14 protein-coding genes are annotated in these 18,108 nt (G+C 67.3%); 6 read left to right on the forward strand and 8 right to left on the reverse strand.

Annotation, left to right across the window (positions count from 1 at the left end; translation table 11 throughout):
• Positions 1–618 precede the first annotated feature (618 nt).
• Complete coding sequence (locus V9K99_RS26775) at positions 619–1,461, forward strand: hypothetical protein (RefSeq protein ID WP_337336410.1); 843 nt, start codon at positions 619–621, stop codon at positions 1,459–1,461.
• Between the two features lie 15 nt (positions 1,462–1,476).
• Here V9K99_RS26775 and V9K99_RS26780 read toward each other — a convergent pair whose 3' ends face one another.
• Positions 1,477–2,235, reverse strand: coding sequence for a carbohydrate deacetylase (locus V9K99_RS26780; protein ID WP_337324079.1), 759 nt, complete (start codon positions 2,233–2,235; stop codon positions 1,477–1,479).
• A gap of 463 nt (positions 2,236–2,698) precedes the next feature.
• Between V9K99_RS26780 and V9K99_RS26785 the strand changes: the two genes are divergently transcribed.
• A complete protein-coding gene (locus V9K99_RS26785; RefSeq protein WP_337324078.1) occupies positions 2,699–3,691 on the forward strand; it encodes a hypothetical protein in 993 nt (330 codons plus the stop codon).
• A 51-nt stretch (positions 3,692–3,742) separates the two neighbouring features.
• Here V9K99_RS26785 and V9K99_RS26790 read toward each other — a convergent pair whose 3' ends face one another.
• Together V9K99_RS26790 and V9K99_RS26795 are read right to left on the reverse strand one after the other, a co-directional pair.
• Positions 3,743–6,136, reverse strand: a complete 2,394-nt coding sequence (locus V9K99_RS26790) for a X2-like carbohydrate binding domain-containing protein (RefSeq protein ID WP_337324077.1) — start codon at positions 6,134–6,136, stop codon at positions 3,743–3,745.
• A gap of 187 nt (positions 6,137–6,323) precedes the next feature.
• Positions 6,324–7,571 (reverse strand): wax ester/triacylglycerol synthase domain-containing protein, encoded by a 1,248-nt coding sequence (locus V9K99_RS26795; protein ID WP_337324076.1) that lies wholly within the window; start codon positions 7,569–7,571, stop codon positions 6,324–6,326.
• Between the two features lie 169 nt (positions 7,572–7,740).
• Between V9K99_RS26795 and V9K99_RS26800 the strand changes: the two genes are divergently transcribed.
• Positions 7,741–8,049 carry an ABC transporter permease subunit gene (locus V9K99_RS26800; protein WP_337324075.1) on the forward strand — a complete coding sequence of 103 codons (309 nt, stop codon included), beginning with the start codon at positions 7,741–7,743 and terminating at the stop codon, positions 8,047–8,049.
• Between the two features lie 119 nt (positions 8,050–8,168).
• Positions 8,169–9,083, forward strand: coding sequence for a hypothetical protein (locus V9K99_RS26805; RefSeq protein ID WP_337324074.1), 915 nt, complete (start codon positions 8,169–8,171; stop codon positions 9,081–9,083).
• A gap of 81 nt (positions 9,084–9,164) precedes the next feature.
• Here V9K99_RS26805 and V9K99_RS26810 read toward each other — a convergent pair whose 3' ends face one another.
• Both V9K99_RS26810 and V9K99_RS26815 read right to left on the reverse strand, forming a co-directional pair.
• A complete protein-coding gene (locus tag V9K99_RS26810) occupies positions 9,165–11,987 on the reverse strand; it encodes a helix-turn-helix transcriptional regulator (protein ID WP_337324073.1) in 2,823 nt (940 codons plus the stop codon).
• Positions 11,988–12,653, reverse strand: a complete 666-nt coding sequence (locus V9K99_RS26815; protein WP_337324072.1) for an MBL fold metallo-hydrolase — start codon at positions 12,651–12,653, stop codon at positions 11,988–11,990.
• A gap of 62 nt (positions 12,654–12,715) precedes the next feature.
• On the opposite strand from V9K99_RS26815, the gene V9K99_RS26820 reads away from it, so the two are divergent.
• On the forward strand, positions 12,716–13,363 hold the full coding sequence (locus V9K99_RS26820) for an HAD family hydrolase (RefSeq protein ID WP_337324071.1): 648 nt from the start codon (positions 12,716–12,718) through the stop codon (positions 13,361–13,363).
• 35 nt (positions 13,364–13,398) lie between these two features.
• The gene (locus V9K99_RS26825) at positions 13,399–14,568 is read left to right on the forward strand and encodes an ROK family transcriptional regulator (protein ID WP_337324070.1); all 1,170 of its coding nucleotides are present in this window, start codon (positions 13,399–13,401) and stop codon (positions 14,566–14,568) included.
• On the opposite strand, the gene V9K99_RS26830 is transcribed toward V9K99_RS26825, so the two are convergent.
• Genes V9K99_RS26830 through V9K99_RS26840 form a run of 3 tightly spaced genes read right to left on the reverse strand, consistent with a single transcriptional unit; the run spans position 14,558 to position 18,093 of the window.
• Positions 14,558–16,300 (reverse strand): glycoside hydrolase family 97 protein, encoded by a 1,743-nt coding sequence (locus tag V9K99_RS26830; RefSeq protein ID WP_337324069.1) that lies wholly within the window; start codon positions 16,298–16,300, stop codon positions 14,558–14,560. The genes V9K99_RS26825 and V9K99_RS26830 overlap by 11 nt on opposite strands.
• A 42-nt stretch (positions 16,301–16,342) precedes the next feature.
• Positions 16,343–17,356: a Gfo/Idh/MocA family protein gene (locus V9K99_RS26835; RefSeq protein WP_337324068.1), complete on the reverse strand. Its 1,014-nt coding sequence runs from the start codon at positions 17,354–17,356 to the stop codon at positions 16,343–16,345.
• Positions 17,353–18,093, reverse strand: a complete 741-nt coding sequence (locus tag V9K99_RS26840) for a ThuA domain-containing protein (protein ID WP_337324067.1) — start codon at positions 18,091–18,093, stop codon at positions 17,353–17,355. The genes V9K99_RS26835 and V9K99_RS26840 overlap by 4 nt, the downstream gene beginning before the upstream one ends.
• Between the last annotated feature and the right edge of the window lie 15 nt (positions 18,094–18,108).

Raw genomic sequence — 18,108 nt, forward strand, 5'->3', positions numbered from 1 at the left:
CGGGGGTGGGTGCGAACCGGAATGGACGAGGTGACGTCTCAGCCTGCATTACCGAGTTGATTCGTGCTCGGCGCCGGGGCGGGGATTCGATGAGCTGCGGCGAATTTCGGGAAATTCTGGGGGAATTTCATGGGTGCCGTATGTATGTTGCCGTCTGCTCGGCGGGATCCGCAGTTGCCGGAGGTCGTGCTGCCGGATGTCCTGCCGTGGCGGAGGCGGATTCTCAAGCATCCGCGGCTGATGCAGAGCAATCGGTTGGCCGCGTTCGTGCTGGCGGCCAACGTGGTGGCGTTCGGGTGCGGCCTGAGGAATCAATGGTGGATCGACGTGCCAAACGTCACTCTGATAGCGCAGCTGAATTTCGCGCTGGGAATTCTGGTGCGACAGCAGTTCTTCGTGAACTGTCTTTCTCGGGTGGTGATGAGAGTGCCTAAGTCGTGGCCACTTCGGCTGCGGTGGGCGCTGGCAAAGGGGTACCACCTGGGTGGCTTGCACATAGGTGGCGCGGCGTGCGGGACATTGTGGTTTCTGGGCCTGACCGTCATCGCCGTTGGAGAGGTGGCCTCAGGGCTACTGCTCGTGTACTGCGTGCAATCTCTCTTGCTGCTCGGGATCGTCATGACTGCCCGGCCAGGATTTCGGGCCAAGCACCACGACCTGTTCGAGAAGGTTCACCGGTTCGGAGGGTGGGGACTGTCAGTCCTGTTCTGGACCGGCGCGGTGCTGCTCGTGGACGAGCAGCGCGGCGACGAGTCTCTACCGGCGGCACTGGCGGGAACGCCGACGGTGTGGGTGCTGACGCTGACGACATTCAGCTCGTTGGTCCCGTGGATGTTGCTGCGACGGATCCCGATCGAGGTCGTGCGGCCGTCGTCGCACGTCGCTCTGGTGCGGGCTGGTCGTAGTAGGCCGATGGCGGGCTCGACGCGGTCGATCTCGCGTCATCCACTGCGGCAGTGGCACAGCTTCGCCGTGATCCCAACGCCCGGTGCACCAGGGTTCCGGATGGCGGTGTCCCGGGCCGGTGACTGGACCGGCGACTTCATCGACAACCCGCCGTCGCACATCTGGGTGCGCGGCGTCGCGACCGCCGGCATGGCGAACTACGGCACGGTCTTCCGCCGAGTGGTCTACGTGGTGACCGGAAGCGGCATCGGCCCTGTGCTCGCCCACGTCCTGGCGGCCCGAGTGCCGCACAAGCTGGTGTGGGTGACGCGCGACCCGGTCAAGACCTACGGGCAGGACCTGGTTGACGAAATCCTGACCGCCCAGCCCGACACCCTGATCTGGGACACCGATGCCCACGGCAAACCCGACATGGTGAAGCTGGCCTACTCGGCGTACAAGTCCTCAGGCGCGGAAGCCGTGATCTGCGTGTCCAACAAGAAGGTCACCTGGTCAGTCGTCCACGGCATGGAGCGCCTGGGCATCCCCGCCCTCGGCCCAATCTGGGACTCGTGAAAGAACCGCTCGCCGTCAGCCGAAGGCGTTGCGCATCGAGACCAGTTCGATGTCTCGCTCCTCGATTGTCTTGCGGATCTCGGGGTCGGTGACTATGGCCTGGTCTGAGAGGCGGTATTCCTCGGCCCAGCGGTAGGTTTCGGTGCCGGGTGCGTGGAGGGCGGCGAGTTCCGGTGCGGCGGCGGCGCAGTGGGTGACCAGCAGGTGGACGCCTGGTGTCAGGCCGGCCAGGTAGGCGAGCATCCAGGGCTTCTTGGTTGCGGCTTCCCGGTCGCTCAGGATTTCGATCGAGGCGAATCGCCGCGACTCCTCGGGCCCGTAGATGTACGGCTTCCCGGCGGCATCCGAGATCTCGGCGTACGCATCCGGTGCACTCTCGCCCATGTGGACGTCCAGGTAGTCGATAGCGAGCCCCTCCGCGGCGAACTTCGCTACCTGAGCGGACAGCTCGCGTACGGCGTCGTCGTGGGTGATCGAAGCCCGGGCCTCGGCGACTGTCCGGAAGAACGTTCCGTCATCACCCACGAGCGAGGGTCCATCGGTCAGCGGCCGCCAGCGCAGAAAGTCCCATTCGCAGGTCAGGGTCTGATGGACGCCGAGCGGAATTCCGGACTCGCGTGCGAGCGCCGCAGCCTCGGTGAACCACGGGCACGCGGCCATGGTCGAGGTCTGCGTCAGGATCCCTTCCTGAAACGCCTGCATCGTGCCGACGTTGACGGCATGACACATGCCGAAGTCGTCACCTTGAACGATCAGCCTGACCTCACCAGCCACGCGCACTCCCGTGATCAGCGGACGAAACCGAAAGACGACCGTACCCCAGGTTGTGCAGGACGGCAGTCGTTTGATCAACAGTCGGTCGATCGGCCGGGGCTTTGGCGAGGAGGGCCTCGATGATCCGGCGCAGTGGTCCGGCGTGCACGAACGGGCCTGGCCGGGCCTCGACCACCGCGGCCAAGCAACGCCTTCAAGCGGTAGCGGCCGGTCACCAGGCGCGCTGAGCCGACGACCGCCGGTGTTGACTGCATCGCGACTGGTGCCATGATCGCCTGCCTCTGCGGGGTCCATCTTGAGTGGTGCTCCCTACACGGACCCCGGGCCAACCCGGTTCACTGGTCGGCAGAAATTCCTTTTAGATGCCTTGGGCAACTATTTGAATGAGCGCTCGAATTTGTTTGAACCCGCCCGCGCTGGTGGCCGTGTAGGCCCCGTACATACCAACCGGGAGGAGCACATCATGAACACCATGACGAAACGGGTGCGGCGGGGTCTGAGCGCGGCGGCTGTCGCGGCCGTCGCCACCGGCATCGCCCTGAGTCTGACCGGGACGGCCTCCGCGGCGCCTGACCGCCGCGTCGTGATCGACACCGGCCAGCTCATCGTCACCGGCACGAACCGCGCCGACAACATCAGCCTGAGCGTGCCGGCCGCCGACACGTCGAAGCTCGAGGTCGACTTCGGTCCAGGTCAGGGGAAGCGCACGGTGAACCGGAGTGACTTCACCCAGATCATGGTCAACAGCCGGGGCGGCAACGACGTCGTGCGGATCGACTTCGGCGCCGAGGTGCAGCCGGCCACGATCGTCGACACCGGCAACGGCAACGACAGGGCCTTCGGTGGCAGCGGCAACGAACTGTTCCGCACTGGCAACGGCAACGACGTCGTCGACGGGAACCGTGGCACCGACACGGCACTGCTCGGCAACGGCACCGACAAGTTCATCTGGGATCCGGGCGACGGCAGCGACGTGATCAAGGGCGGTCGCGGTCCGGACACCATGCTGTTCAACGGTTCGGCGGCCGCGGAGCGGTTCGTTGCCGAGGCCAACGGTTCGCGACTGCGGTTCACCCGGGACGTGGGCAACATCGTGATGGACACCGATGACGTCGAGCGGGTCGCGCTCAACGCCCTGGGCGGCGCCGACACGGTGACGGTTGGCGACCTGCGCCGTACCGATGTCCGGAAGGTCGAGGTCGACCTCGGCGGACAGCTCAACGCGAGCGGCGGCGACTCAGCGGTCGACGCGGTCACCGTCAAGGGCACGAACGGCAGGGACAACATCCGGGTGTCCGGCTCCGACGGGAACGTGCGGGTGTCGGGCCTGCGGACCACCGTCCAGTTGAAGGATGCCGAATCAGCGGATCAGCTGACCATCGACACCCGGGCCGGCCGCGACCGGGTGAACAGCGGCAGGCTCGCACCAGGCACCATCAACCTCAGCATCCTCTGACCACCAGACCCGGCGTCCGCCGTACCGCGGACGCCGGGTCCTTCGTCAGCGCTACTTCGCGATCGTGTAGCGGATCGTGTCGTTCCGCAGTACGTCGCCCGAGACCTTGACGACCCGCAGTGTGTGCGGCCCGTTCTTCAGACCGGTCGAGCTGAACACCTGCCGTGCCGTGACCCGGGCATCGTTGTGGAGATTCACCCGACGGACGAGCTTGCCATCGACGTAGACATCGGCTTCGCCCTGGTCCGGACCGAGCGCCGTGATCCACTCGACTCCGTTGCCCTGGAAGCTGAAGTTGATCGCCGCGTCGTTCGCTGTCGCGTAATGCACGTCGTCGCGATAGTCGCCACGGAAGCGGAAGTCGAGCGCTGTGTTACCGACCGCCTGACCTGCCAGGTACTCCTTCCTGATCGTCACGACGTTTCCGTCGACGGTGTAATCCGTCCCCTTGACAAGGGCCTGGCTTCCCTTCGAGACCGCGACCAACTCGCCCGGGTCGCGCGCAATCTGAACGCTGACGTCGGCCGGAGCGGTCTTGTCGAACGTCGCGCTGTCCGGGTTCAGCAGGCTCTGCTGCCGCACGTTCAGCTTGTCGAGCAGCATGAACTGTCCGGACTTCTTCACTCCGCGGATCGTGTGACTCCCGTTCGGGAGGTCCGAGATGCTGTACACGACCTGCTGCGCTCCGCGCCCGTCCTCGCGGTAGGTACTCACGGTCTGCTTCAGCTGACCGTCGATGTAGATGTCGACGTCACCCTGCGAGTTGTGGGTCTCGGTCACGTAGTCGACGCCGGTGCCGACGAAGCTGTACGAGAAGGCGTCGCCATTGGTCTCCGTGTACTGCACATCGTCCTGATAGTCGCCGAGCCCGCGGCCCGTGCTCCGGCTCCACGAACCGGTGTAGACAATCTGCGCATTGTCGTTGTTCACCTCGATGGTCCGAGTGCCGATGTCGCTCGCCTTCGCCGCAGCGTCAGTCACCGCGACGGTCAACGGCTCCGACACCGCCGGCACCTCGTAGTTGCCGTTGCGCTGCCAGGTGCCGTCGTACGACACCCGCAGGTCGTCGTCGTTGACGCGGATCCCCGAGTTCTTCTGCGGCGTGACCTTGAGCAGGCGTACGCCGTGGATCGGCACATCCGTCGCGGTGAAGCCGGAGGCAAACTGTCCCAGGTCCTTGTGCGCCCACAGGTCGCGTACCTGCGCAGCACCGTCCAGTCCGAGATCCGCCCAGTTCACCGTCATGTCGGCGTCGGTCTGCCCGAGGTTGAAGAGGGCAACGGTGTAGGTGTTGTCGGGATTGAGCGAGAACCAGACCTGCCGGTTCGTCTTCGTCGACACCGGCTGCGCGGGACGCCCGGCCTGGTTGACCGCGATCACCTCGCGGTTCGTGAGCAACTCGAGGCCGTACGAGTCGAGGTTGGTCATGTCGTTCCCGATGTACATCGGAGCAGCCGAGACCGCCCACAACGTTGCCGCGGTACGACGCTCGTCGCGAGTGAGACCGTCCATCTGGCCATTGCCGACATTCAGCGAGTCGAGATCGTTCCATCCACCCGGTCCGGCCTGGCGCCACCAGTCGGCCAGCTTCGGGAACAGCCGCGCGATGTTCTGCCAGGTGGTGAGCGCCTGACCGGGGCAGTAGCACTCGACATCCCAGTCGATCCGCCAGCCGTTGGCGTACTGCTTCCAGTAGTCCGCGTGGTTGATGTCGAGCGCCCACGACAACTCGAGCCAGATGCTGTGACGGGCGAGAGCCTCCGACCACGCCTTCACGTCGTCACGGGCATCGAGCGAGAGGTCGCTGATCCCCGAGCCCGGAGTCACGCTGTCGAACTTCAGGAAGTCGACTCCCCAAGCGCCGTACAGCTCGGCGATCGAGTCGATGTACTTCTGGGCGCACGGCTTCGAGAAGTCGATCTTGAAACCGAGACCCCAGTAGTCCGCCTTCTTCAGCGGCTGCACCGGCAGGTCTCCGGTCCGGCATTCGGGGGCGCCGTACACGGGAAGGTTGGCGTCGATCAGTGACTGGCTGATTCCCGGGATGGCGTACAGCCCGACCTTCTGGCCGTTGCCGTGGACGTGGTCGATCACCGCCTGCAGGCCATCGGGGTACAACGTCTTGCTCGGCACCGGCCGGCCGTACTCGTCGGTGCTGCCGTTCCAGCCCGCGTCGATGTTGATGTACTCGTACCCGTACGGCTGGAGCTTCTCGTGCATCGCGTCCGACTGAGCCTTCAGCCGGTCCGCGGAGATCCAGCTTTGGCCATTCCCGCTGTAGACCTGCATGCTGTAACTGCTCCAGCCCATGTAGGGCTTCAGCGCCTTCTCCCCCGCCGGCCCGCCCGTGGTGCCCGCCGTCGCGGTCACCCCGCGCGGCGCCGCTACGGCCGAAGACGTGACAGCCAGGCCGGCGGCCAGCAGCCCGGCGACCGCCAAACCCACGACTGTTCCTCGTAGTGCCCTGCTCCGCACCGATCTGGTCATGAGCGGTGACCTCTCTGACGTTGTGACCGCCGAGACCCCGGCCATCCGTGGCCCTCGACACGTATCCGAGAACCGGATCAGATAGGATATTGGAATACTTACTTAACTCTGTCAAGGATTGGATGCTCGTCGGATCTGCGCCGGGCTACGAGGGCAGCCGGGTGAAGGTTGACTCGAGGTGGGTGGCGAGGGCGGCGGCATGCATGGAGGCCGGGTCAGTGGTGATGCCGATGCCGAGCGAGCCTGACCAACTCAAGGCGCCTACCGCCAGGGGTGCTCCGGGAGCCAGCGGGAGGATTGGATAGACCTGGGCAATGCCGACCCCGGCCATCGAGAGCGGCTGCGGTGAGCCCTGCATGTTCGACACGATCGCGTGGAAGAAGCGCCGCCCGTAGACCGTTCTCGCGAACCACGCGGCCGCCGGCTCGGGCAGGGCTCGCAGACCGGTCGCGAGCACGAACCGCGACGCCGCCGCCCTGCTCGGCGTGCGGATGCGAGTGGTACGGCGACCTACCTCGGTGATCAGGTCCTCGATCGGCCTGCCGTCCACCGGCACGTCGACCATCACCCCAGCAGTCGCGTTCGTCTCGGCGGCGATCCCGACCCGGCGTACCGTCAGCGGCACCGCGACCCGCAATCGGCCGTGGACCCGGGCGGTGACTTCACGGTGGGTCGCGGCCACGGCGTCGCCGACGAGGGCGAGCACCACGTCGGTGACGCGGACGTGGCGGGCAGCGGCCACCCGCCGTACCGTGGCCAGGTCGAGATCGGCGGTCGCGAACTCCCGCCGCGGCGACGAGGCAAGAGACGACCCCGCTCCCCCGTCTGTAGCCAGCTGCGCGAGGCCGGCGATCGTTGCCGCGGCCAACCGAACGCGGCCCGGCGCCGTGCCGGACGGCCTGGAAAGTTCGATCCTGGGGCGGAGCAGATTCAGCGCCTGACTCACGATCCCGTTGCCGTCAGCAATCGCATGATGAACGAGCAGGACCATCGCCATCTGACTGGCGCGCTCCCGCGGCGACCCGTTCTCGGTGACCAACATGATCCGCCACATCGGCCGGTCACGGGATATCGCCGTCTCCGCAGCATCTGCGACAACCCGGCACAGACCGACCCGGCCGCCCGACGTACGCCGTTCCATGACGTGCGACGACCAGTCGATGTCGTCGGCCTCCACCCAACGGGGACGTCGCCAGTACGACGATCGCGCAAGTCGCTGGCGGAATCGCGGCAGCCGCACAAGCTCGTTCCGCACGACCTCACGCACCTGATCCACCGACGGCCGGTCGTCACCCGTCGTCTCGAACACCACCAGACCGCCGACGTGCTGCGGCGCGCCCGCGGTCTCCACATGCAGGAAGAACGCGTCAGCCGACCGTACGACGTTCCCCATCGATCCTCCTCGCAGACCACCCGCGAGCATCCAACTCCAGAATGCCGGATCCACCCGACGCTCCAACCACCCGGCGCCCCGAGGGACGGGGCGTCCGTGCCTTCCTGGGGAGCGCGTCGATCGTCGTACCCGCCGTCCTGCTGGTGCTGCTCTTCGGCTCCATGGCGCCGTGGGTGCTGGCTCGCCGTCGACGGCCATCTTCTTCATCACCGGCTTCATCCGCACCATCCCGCACGAGCTCGAGGGGGCCGCCCGCGTCGACGGTGCCGGCCCGGTCCGGATGTTCTTCACCATCATCCTGTCGCTGCTGCGCCCGGTCCTCGCCACGGCGACGATCCTGATCTGCCTCTACATCTGGAACGACGTCTTCTTCGCGTTCTTCGTCATCGGCGGACGGATGGACACGCTGCCGCTGAACCTGTTCCAGGTCGCCCAGCGCCGCATCATCGCCGGCGTCACCGGCGGCGCCGTCAAGTGACCCCCAGACCCCCAGGGCGAAGATGAGGGATTGACCCTCATGCCTGGGGGGTCACCCGCGCGGGAGATTGGTGACACGGGGAAACACACACCAATCACAACAGCTGGGGGTAGCAGGAAATGAAGCGTCAGGGGATCGCCGTACTCGCGGGGGTTGCGGCAGTGGTTGCCGGGTCTGTGCTGCCGGCGGGAAGTGCGGCCGCATCCGACCTGCCCATCCAGGTGCCGTGCACGGAGCAGCGGGACGTCGAAGGTGCGCAGTACCTGGTCAAGCTGTGCGACGTGACCGACGCGGACCAGCACCGCACCGCTCTGAACCTGGGCGGCAACTATCACTGCGGCCCGACCACGCTCTTCAACGTCATGTACTACCTCGGCGAGCACAAAGGCCTGCCGATGCGGATGACGCCGAACGGGCAACTGCTGACCGCGCACGACCCGCACAAACCCGCCGACTACGCCAAGGCGACCGAGTGGGTCGGCTGGCTCGGCGTCAAGGCCGGGATGAAGGCGGACTCGAAGAGCACCAGCGTCGGGGGCAACATCGCCGCCTTCGACGCCGCGACCGCCGGCGCGAAGCAGGCCGGTTGGGGGATCGACCGGAACTGGACCGGTTCCGACGACGTCAACGGTGTCGCCGAGTTCGGGCGGGAGATCGCCAGCCGGCTGAGGTACGCGCCGGTGCACCTCTGGTTCGGTCATTACACGAAGAACGCCGACAACACCTACACCCGCAACGGCGGCCACGCCATCACCGTGGTCGAGGCCAAGGGGGACGTCGGCTCCGGCAAGGTCGAGCTGACCGTGCACGATCCGGCCCTCGCGGCCGACAGCGACACGGACACGCAGTCCGCGGTGCGGGACGAGAAGGTCACCCTGACCAAGTCGACGATCTGGGTGAAGCACACCAACAAGGACACCGGAGTCATCACGTTGCGGAAGCGGATCTACTGGCACCTCACCGGCGACACCTACGGGGCCAACAAGTTCGCCGAGGCCTTCCAGTGGTACGCGGCGGCTCCGCCGGTCGGGTGATGACCAGCTGAGCAGCACGGTCCGAGCGGCCCTTGGAGGGAGGGTGCCGCTCGGACCTCGCGCTGTCTCAGGTACGACGGGTCAGGTCAGGGCCCGGGCGAGCTCGCGCCGACCGGTGATCCCGAGCTTGACGTAGATCCGGCCCAGGTGGTTCTCCACCGTCTTGGGCGACACGAACAACTCCTGCGCGATGTCCCGGTTGGTACGTCCGCTCACGGCCAGCCCGGCCACTCTGCGCTCGCTGGCCGTCAGCGAGTCCTGCCCGGGAGCCACCAGCGCACGAGGTCGATCCCCCAATGCCTGCAGGGCTTCCGCGGCTCGCTGCCGAACCACGGCCGACCCACAACCGGCCGCAAGCTCACCACCCCGGGCCAGCGCTTCCCGCGCATCTGAACGCCGCCCGACGACGCGATAGGCCTCACCAAGATCCACCAGCGCCCGAGCCAGCTCCAGCCGAGCAGGCGACTTCTCCAGTACGGCGACCGCCTCGGTGAGCGTCTCCACCCGCCTGGCACCTTGACCCAGGTCGACCTTTGCCGTCAGCCGCAGGGCAGCACCCAAGTCGGTGGCAGCACCCCAGCGCCGGGTCAGTTCCAGCTGATCGGCCGCAAGCTCCCGGGCCTCCACCTCGGCCCCGAGCCTCAACTGAGCCAGCGCGGCCGGCGTACGCCAAGGCACAGCCGGCGGATCCAGATCTGCCGCCACCATCTCGTCCCGCAGCCGGTATGCATGGTCCAACGCCGCGGCAGGATCGTCCTGTTCCAACGCAATCCGGGCCCGGGGTCCTTGCAACCACATCGTGGCGATCACCCGTGGCGCGGTCCGGGTCTGTTCGTCGAAGTCGGCCAGGATCGCCTGCGCGCCGGCGAGATCGCCGCGCTCCAGCAGCGCGTACACCGCGAAGGTCACGGCCGTCGCCCGCACCGCGACCACCTGAGGCGTCAGTTCCTCCGATGCGACCGCGGCCAGGACCCCGTCGGCGTCGGCCTCGACGGCGGGCAGATCGCCACACCGCCAGGCCAGGAAGTCCGCGACGTTGGCGACCATCGCGAACTCGATCGGCGAACCGTGACGGCGGACCCAGTCCTGCGCGCCGGCGATCTCGTCGCGAGCCGGGTCGACCCCGTCGGCCGCGATCAGCGACATCATCGCCAGCAGCCAGCCGACCAGCGGGTCTGCCTGACCCACCGAGTCCTTGAACAGTGCCCCGCGTCGCAACGCCCGCTCCGCGGTACGCCGTACCTCGGCCGACGGACTCACCTCGTACCGGCCACACTGCGCGAGCAAGGCGAGCAGGATCCGCTCGTCCGGCGTGTCCCCAGGCAACTCGGCGAAACCGCGGAGGTGTTGTGACGCCTTCTTCCGCTCGGACGGCAGGTAGGACCGGACGATCCCGAGCCGTGCGTCCAGCGACAACCGCGCCGGGTCGTCCTTAGCCCAGTCGTCCAGGACCTGAACCAGCTCGGCCGTAGCTGCGAGCGGGCCGTCGACCGCGGCTGTCGCTGTTGCCGCCGTACCGAGCAACTCGGCTCGATCCCGGCCGGCGCTCGCGTCGGCGGCGGCGAGCAGATGCCGACGGGCTCCGAGGGGCTCGCCGGCGCGGAGCAGCATCTTCCCCAGCCTGCCTTGGAGTTGTGCGTTGCCCGGCTCCACCTCGACCGCACGGGTCAGGTAGTCGACCGCCTTCTGGGGATCGCCCGCTGTCGCGCACATGGTCGCTGCCTCGCCGAAGATGGCCACAGCCTCGTCGAGAGTCCCGGCCGGTGCCTGGACCAGGTGCGCGGCGACTCGATCGGCCGACGCACGCGCAGCCCACAGGGCCTCTGCCGCTCGACCGTGCAGCGCGGCCTGGTCCACCGGACCCAGCGTCGACCTGACCGACTCACGGATCACCGGGTGGACGAAGCCCAGCTGGGAGGACTCGACGGTGAGGACATGCGCGGCGACAAGCTCCTCCACGGCCGCCGCGAGTGCGGACTCGGCCAACTGCGCCACCGATCCGGCCGCCCAGATGTCCGCGCGGGTGCCGAGAACCGCCACCGTTTTCGCCAACGCCAGCGCCTCCGGGGAGAGCCGGGCAAGCAAGGTCCGGCTGACGGCACTCGTACCGAGGCCGCGGATCGTTGCCGCTGTGGCCGGGTCCGTCACCGGCCGGTCCAGGACGGTCAGCTCGTCGAGGAGCGACTCGGCCAGGAACGGATTCCCGCCACTTGCCGCCAGCAACGCATCCACCACCTGCTCCGCCGGTACGACGGCCTCGGCCGGGGCCCGCTCCACGCTCAGGGCCGCGATACCGTCGCGGCTCAGCGGCCGGGGTAGCAGCCGCTCGACGTGCCGGGCGACGGTCAGCTCGGCGAGGGGACCCAGCCGGTCCGGCGGCGGCCTGGTCGCGACGACGAGCGCGATCGGCAGGTCCGCGACCCGCTTGGACAGGTACGAGAGGAACCGCAGCGACGGCGGATCGGACCACTGTGCGTCGTCGATGGTGATCAGCAGCGGCCGCGGCGAGGCGAGATCGACGGCCACCCACCAGAGCGCGTGCATGGTCCGCGCCACCTCGGCGTCCCCGGCGTCCGGTGTCGCCTTGTCGAGCGCCTCGATCGCGCGTCCGCTCGGCCCGGCGATGATCGCCGCCCGGGTCTCACCGGCGTACCGCGAGATCGACCGCTCGATCAGTTGCCGGACCACCCCCCAGGAGAGGGCGCTCTCCAGCTCGTCACCGATCGCCTGCATCCGGACGAACCCGCGCTCCTTCGCCATCGCCCGGGTCTCCGCGACCAGCCGGGACTTGCCGATCCCGGCCTCGCCTTCGATCACCACGACCTTGCCGTCGCCCTGCCTGGCTGCGTCGAGCGCAGCGGCGATCCGGCCGAGTTCGTCCGGCCGCTCGAGGATTCCGCTCATTCAGGACCGCGGGTTCTTCGCCTGGTACGACGGCAGCGCGGCGGCCACCCTGGAGAGTCGGTCCGGATCCCGCAGCGGCCGGCCGTGGCCGAACAACACCAGCTCCGGCCGGAGCCCGGCGAGCCGGCGCATCGCCTGATGGTTGCGCTCGACATCGAAGGTCAGGAAGTTCCACGGCGCGGACAGCGTGAACAGCCGGAAGTAGACGTCACCGCACAGCAGCGTGCGATCGGACTCCCGCCACAGCGCGATGTGACCGGGCGAGTGTCCCGGCACGTCCAGCACGGTGAAGCTGCCGACCCGATCCCCCTCGACCAGCCGACGCGCGACCGGATGCGGCGGCGGCATCTTCCCCCGGGCCAGCAACGCGGGCAACCGCCCGGGCGCCGGCACCGGCTTCGCCGTCTCGATCGCCTCGGCATCCCCAGCACCCGCCCACAACGGAATGCCGAACTCCTCGCACACCGCATGGCTGGACCCGAAATGATCCGGATGCGCATGCGTCACCACGTGGGCGGCCACCTCCCGCCCCCGCAACTGCCGGACAATCCGGCCCGCCGCCGCGGGCGTCCCCGCATCCACCAACACGTCGTCGACCAGATACGCGTTCATGAAATGCGGCGGCCGCCCCAACAGCTGACTTACCCCCTCCGCAAGCTGCCGCACGAAGGAATCTTACTCACGGACCGCCCGCCCGGCATCTCGACGCCGCCGTTTAAGGTGGCGGGGTGATTTCGCATGTCGTGTGGGACTGGAACGGGACGCTGCTGAACGACAACGACGCCGTACTGGCCGCTGTCAACGCGGTCTGCGTCGACTTCGGGCGGCCGAGCCTGACCTGGGCCGAGTGGCAGGCAGTGTACGCGCGGCCGCTGCGGGTCACCTACGAGCAGGTCCTGCAACGCCTGCTCGACGACGAGGAGTGGGCCCGCGTCGACAAGCTCTTCCACGAGCGGTACGACGCCCTCCTGCACACCTGTGGTCTGGCAGCGGGAGTACAAACCGAACTACAGCGCTGGGCCGAGAGCGGCCGGACCCAGTCCCTGTTGTCGATGTGGTTCCACGCACGACTCGTGCCGACGATCGATGAATTCGGCCTCACCGGCTACTTCAGCCGGGTCGACGGACTGCCTGGAGACGTCGGTGGCGGTTCCAAGTCCGACAGCCTGCGGCTACACCTCGAGGCACAGTCGCTGGACCCGGCCGACGTCGTACTGATCGGCGACGTGGTCGACGACGCGGTCGCCGCCGAGGCGGCCGGCACCGACTGCATCCTCGTCAACACCGGCGCCATGAACCGCGCCGCCCTGGAGACCACCGGCGCACCAGTCACCGACTCAGTCCAAGAAGCGCTCCGGCTGCTCGACTCACGCTGACTCCACCGGCTGCACTGACTAGTACAGTGCGTCTCATGGCCGGCGTACACAGATCGAAGCCGGTGACCAACGGGGCGTCCGAGCGAGTCTTCGCGATGGTCCTGACCAGGGGTCCGATCTCTCGAGCCGACATCGCCCGGCAGACCGGGCTGTCGAAGGCCGCGGTCACCAAAGCCGCTCAGCCGCTGCTTGCTCACGGCTACTTGGAGGAACTCCTGGATCAAGGTCGGCAGGCAGTCGGCTCTGGCCGGCCTTCCAGTCCACTGCAGATCCAGGCGGATCGGGAGTTCTTCATCGGCGTCAAGGTGACCGAGGACCATCTGGTCGGTGTGGTGACCGACCTCGGGGCCCGGGTAGTCACCACCCAGACCTGGCCGTTGCAGTCGGCCGATGCCGATCAGACGATTGCCCAGATCGCCGAATTGGTGGCCGTCCTGCGGGACACGGAGCCGGCGTACAAGGAGCGCAGCCATTGCCTCGGGCTGGCGATCTCCGGTGACATCGACCGCGACACCGGCGTGGTTCGCTACTCCCCCTTTCTCGGCTGGCGGCAGGTGCCGTTGGCCGAGCTGACCGCAGCCGCCACCGGTCTGACCGTGTCGATCGAGAACGACGTCAAGGCGCTGGCCGTGGCGGAACACTGGTTCGGGGCCGGGGTCGGCACCACCTGCTTTGCCGTGGTGACCGTCGGGATCGGGATCGGCTGTGCCCTGGTGATCGACAATCGGGTCCATCGCGGATCCCACGGTGTCGCCGGCGAGATCGGCCATGTCCCGGTCGCAGGCGACTCACCGCTGTGTCACTGCGGCGGCCACGGATGTGTCGAGGCCATCGCCGCCTCCGGGCCGATCGTCAAGGCGGTCCGGGAAGCCAGCGGTGACGAGTCGATCGACTTTCCCGACGTACTGCGGCTGGCCATCGACGGTGATGGGCCTGCCCGGCGCGCGGTGGGGCGGGCCGGGCAGGCGATCGGGCTGAGCGTCGCGGCGATGGCGAACCTCGTCGGCCCCGAGCGCATCATCGTCACCGCCGACCTGGCCGACCTCGCCTCCTACGAGCATTTCCACCAGGAGGCGAGTACGGCGTTCGCCGGCCAGGCCTTCGGTGCCGCGGCCGACTGTGAGCTGATCTTCGGCTATCGACCGTTCGAGGCCTGGGCCCGAGGCGCCGCGGCGGTCGCGATCCAGACCCTGTTCACTTTGTGAGCACCACCACGAAGCCACCGTTGGCGACTACGTCGACGGTCAGGTTGTCACCGGCAACCACTTCGACGGCCGAGCTGACCACGTGGTCGTGTGGATCCTCCGGCGACTCGATGAACAGCTCGGCCTGCCAAGTCCCGGCTGTAAGGAAGTCCAGCGGAACCGAAACCGCCCGGGCCTCACCCGCGACGCCGGCCCCGATGAACCACTGACTACCGGACCGGCGAGCCAAGATCGCATGATCGGCCGGATCCCCCGACAGCAACCGGGTCTCGTCCCACGCGGTCGGCACGATCGACAACAGTCGCTGTGCGGCGGGACGCTGCTGGTACGCCGCATAGTCGTCGGCGAAATGCTGGATGCCGGAGTCGAACAGCACGGCCAGCGCGAGTTCGTGTCCGGCACTGATCGAGCGGACCGAACTGAAGGTCACCGGAGTGAAGTCCATCGGCCCCTGGACGTTACGGGTGAAGATCAAGGCGACATAGTGCTCGGCCGGGTAGGGCTGCTTACCTGGCTTGGGTTTGATCCATTCCGCACCCTTCACCGCCTCGGCGGACAGGAACTGCGGCCAGGTACGTTCAGTACCGCGGGGAATCGTGCCGCCGTGGAACACGACCATCAGCTGCAGCCGCGCGGTCGCCGCCAGGATCGCGTCGAACCAGCGCATCCGATCCTGGCCGTCGGACTCGGTGAAGTCGATCTTGACGCCGGCCGCACCCCATTCCTTCCAGAGCGCAAGCTTCTCCCGATGCTCGATCTCGGAGTCGAGGTGCTGCCAGTGCGACCACAAGAAGATGCCGACATCCCGGTCGGCGGCGTACTTGATCAGCTCCGGCATCCACTCCTTGTTCCAGCCGGCGTCAGCCAGCAGATGCGGCCAGCCCTGGGACGCCGCGTAGTCGACCCACCTCTTCTGTGCTTCGAGATCCCGGGTCGACGGACCGTCCGACCACCAGGACCACGCTGCCGCGCCGGGCTTGATCCAGGAGGTGTCGGCAATCTTCGAGGGAGCGGCCAGGCTGGTGATCAGGTCGCTCTCGACGATGGTGGCCAGGTCGCCGATGATCGCAGTTCGCCACGGCGTGATCAACGGGCTGGCCGACGTCACGTACGGGTCAGGAAGGTCGACCCGGAAGGATGCGCCGTCGTAGTCGAGGCGAGATCCGGCATAGGTCGCGTCCAGGTTCGATTCGGTGATCAGCAACCAACTCTCGCCGACCTTGAACAGCGCGGGATAGCCGTAGCGCATCTTCTCGGCGGCGGCGACGGTGGTGTGGAGATGCAGTTCTTCGTAGTCACACCTGCCGTTGTCATAGGGCAGCAACACCGCACGCGAATCACCCGCCAGCACGTACTCCGACGTTTCGGCCGTCACGGTGACCGGACCGCTCCACGGCACGTGGTACCGGTAGGCAACGCCTTGCTCGCTGAGCTGTACCTCGAGCTGCAGCCGGTCGGCCCCCTTGGTGAAGGACAGTGTCCAGCCGGTGGCGACGTACTCGTGATCATGACGCCTGCCGATCAGAGTGACGTAGGAGTCGTGGACCTCCTCCGACGTGAGCTGATCGAAGCTCAGGCCTTCACTGAGATCGGCATGAGCGGTCCGGATGCCGAGTCGGGACGGTGAGATGACCGGCTGCCCGGCCCGATCGACGGCCAGGGTCAGCCGGCCCTGGCCGTCGAGGGTGATGGTTGCGGTGAGGTTGGCGAAGGTGAGGGTCCAAGGGGTCACGATCTGGCCTTCCGAGTTGGTCGGGGTGCGAGTGGTGAACCTCTACTTGCCCACGACAACGACCTTGGAGTCGCTGGCCGCGGAGTCGAGAACCGCCTCGAGCAACGCGACGCTGTGGAAGTTGTCGGCCGCCGGTGAACTCGGACTCCCCTGTCCCCCGACAGCATCCAGGAACATCCGCATGACGCCGGCCCGATCCCGCAGACCAGTCGGCTCTGGTACGTCGATCTCTTCCACCGAACCGTCGTACCGGATGATCCTGACCGGAGCCTGGGGCTGACCGTGGAACGTCGCCTCGCCCCACGTGAGCATTCCCTCGTCGCCGCTGATCTGCCAGTACCCGGACCACGGCGTACTCGGCGAGATGCCGTTGGTCGACAAGTGGTAGTTGACCACCAGGCCGGAGTCGAGCTCGATGATCAGGTCGGCGCCGTCCGTGCCTTGATCCCGGGTGCTGATCGGTGTGTGCGGTACGCAGGTCACCGCGGTGCCGTTGGCGTCGAATAAGCACCGCATCAGATCGAGGTGGTGAATGGTCATCTCGGTGAGCGCGTCGTTCCGAACGCCTTCGTGGTCGCGATGGAACCGGACCGACACGTTGCGCAGGGCACCGACTGCCCCCTCGGTCAGCAGCCGGCGGATCACCGGCACGCCAGCGCCCCACCGGTAGTTCTGATCGATACCGAAGACCAGGTTCTTGGACTCCGCCAGCCTGATCAGCTCGCGCGCCGAGTCCGTGTCCAGGGTCATGGGCTTCTCCAGCAGCAGATGGCAGCCCGCCTCGAGAACCTCGCGTGCCACGTCCACGTGCGCCCCGAACGCCACCGGGGCAAAGACGACCCGCACGTCACTGTGTACGGCGTGAGCCTCTGTGAAGGAGCTGAACACAGTCTCCTTGGCCACTCCGACCCGTTCGATGAACGCTGCCTGCGACTGTGGTGAGCGGTCGACCCAACCGACGACTTCCAGGTCCTCGAGCTGTGGCAGGACTTTCGTTGCCCAGTCCGCTCCCCAATTGCCGAGGCCGATCTGGATCACCTTGATCGTCTGGCTCATGCACGGACCTCCGTCGATTCCCACCAGTGCTCGGGCAGCTGCGGCACTCTGGCCGCGACCGGCTCAACCGGCGTCGGCGACTTCGCCCACCGGGCCGCGTTGGCCAACACCAGGCGAACGTCGTCCCGGTAGTAGATCGGATACTCCTCATGGCCGGCGGCAAGGAAGAAGATCCGGCCTCGGCCACGCTTCCAGCCGCAACCGCTACGCAGGACCTCACCGCCTTCATATGCGGTGATGAAGACGAGGTCGTCGGGAGTCGGTACGTGCAGCGGCTCGCCGTACATCTCGCCCTCGGGGATCACCAGCGGGTTCGGCACGCCCTGCGCGATCTCATGACCAGGCTCGACGGTCCACATCAACTCTCTGCCGCCGTGCCGCCACCAGCTCATCCGGCACGTCGTACCGAGAAGCGCCTGGGCGATCTTCGACTCGATCGCGGAGTGCAAGATCAGCAAGCCCATGCCACCGAGGACGCGCAGCCGGACCCGCTCGACGACCTCGTCGGAGACCTCTCCGTGTTTCAGATGCGCCCACCAGACCAGTACGTCGGTCTCGGCCAGCACACTCTCGGTCAGGCCGTGCTCAGGATCGGCCAGTACCGCCGTACGAACCTGCCAATCCGGCTGGGCTTCGAAGCCCTCGGCCAATACGCGATGGATCCCATCGGGATACACCGCCGACACTCGTGGGTCCTTGGGTTCCTGGTAATACTCGTTCCATACCGTGATGCGCACGGATGAATCACTCTC

This window comes from Kribbella sp. CCNWLW201 (assembly GCF_037203805.1).
In the GTDB taxonomy this organism is placed as follows: Bacteria; Actinomycetota; Actinomycetes; order Propionibacteriales; family Kribbellaceae; genus Kribbella.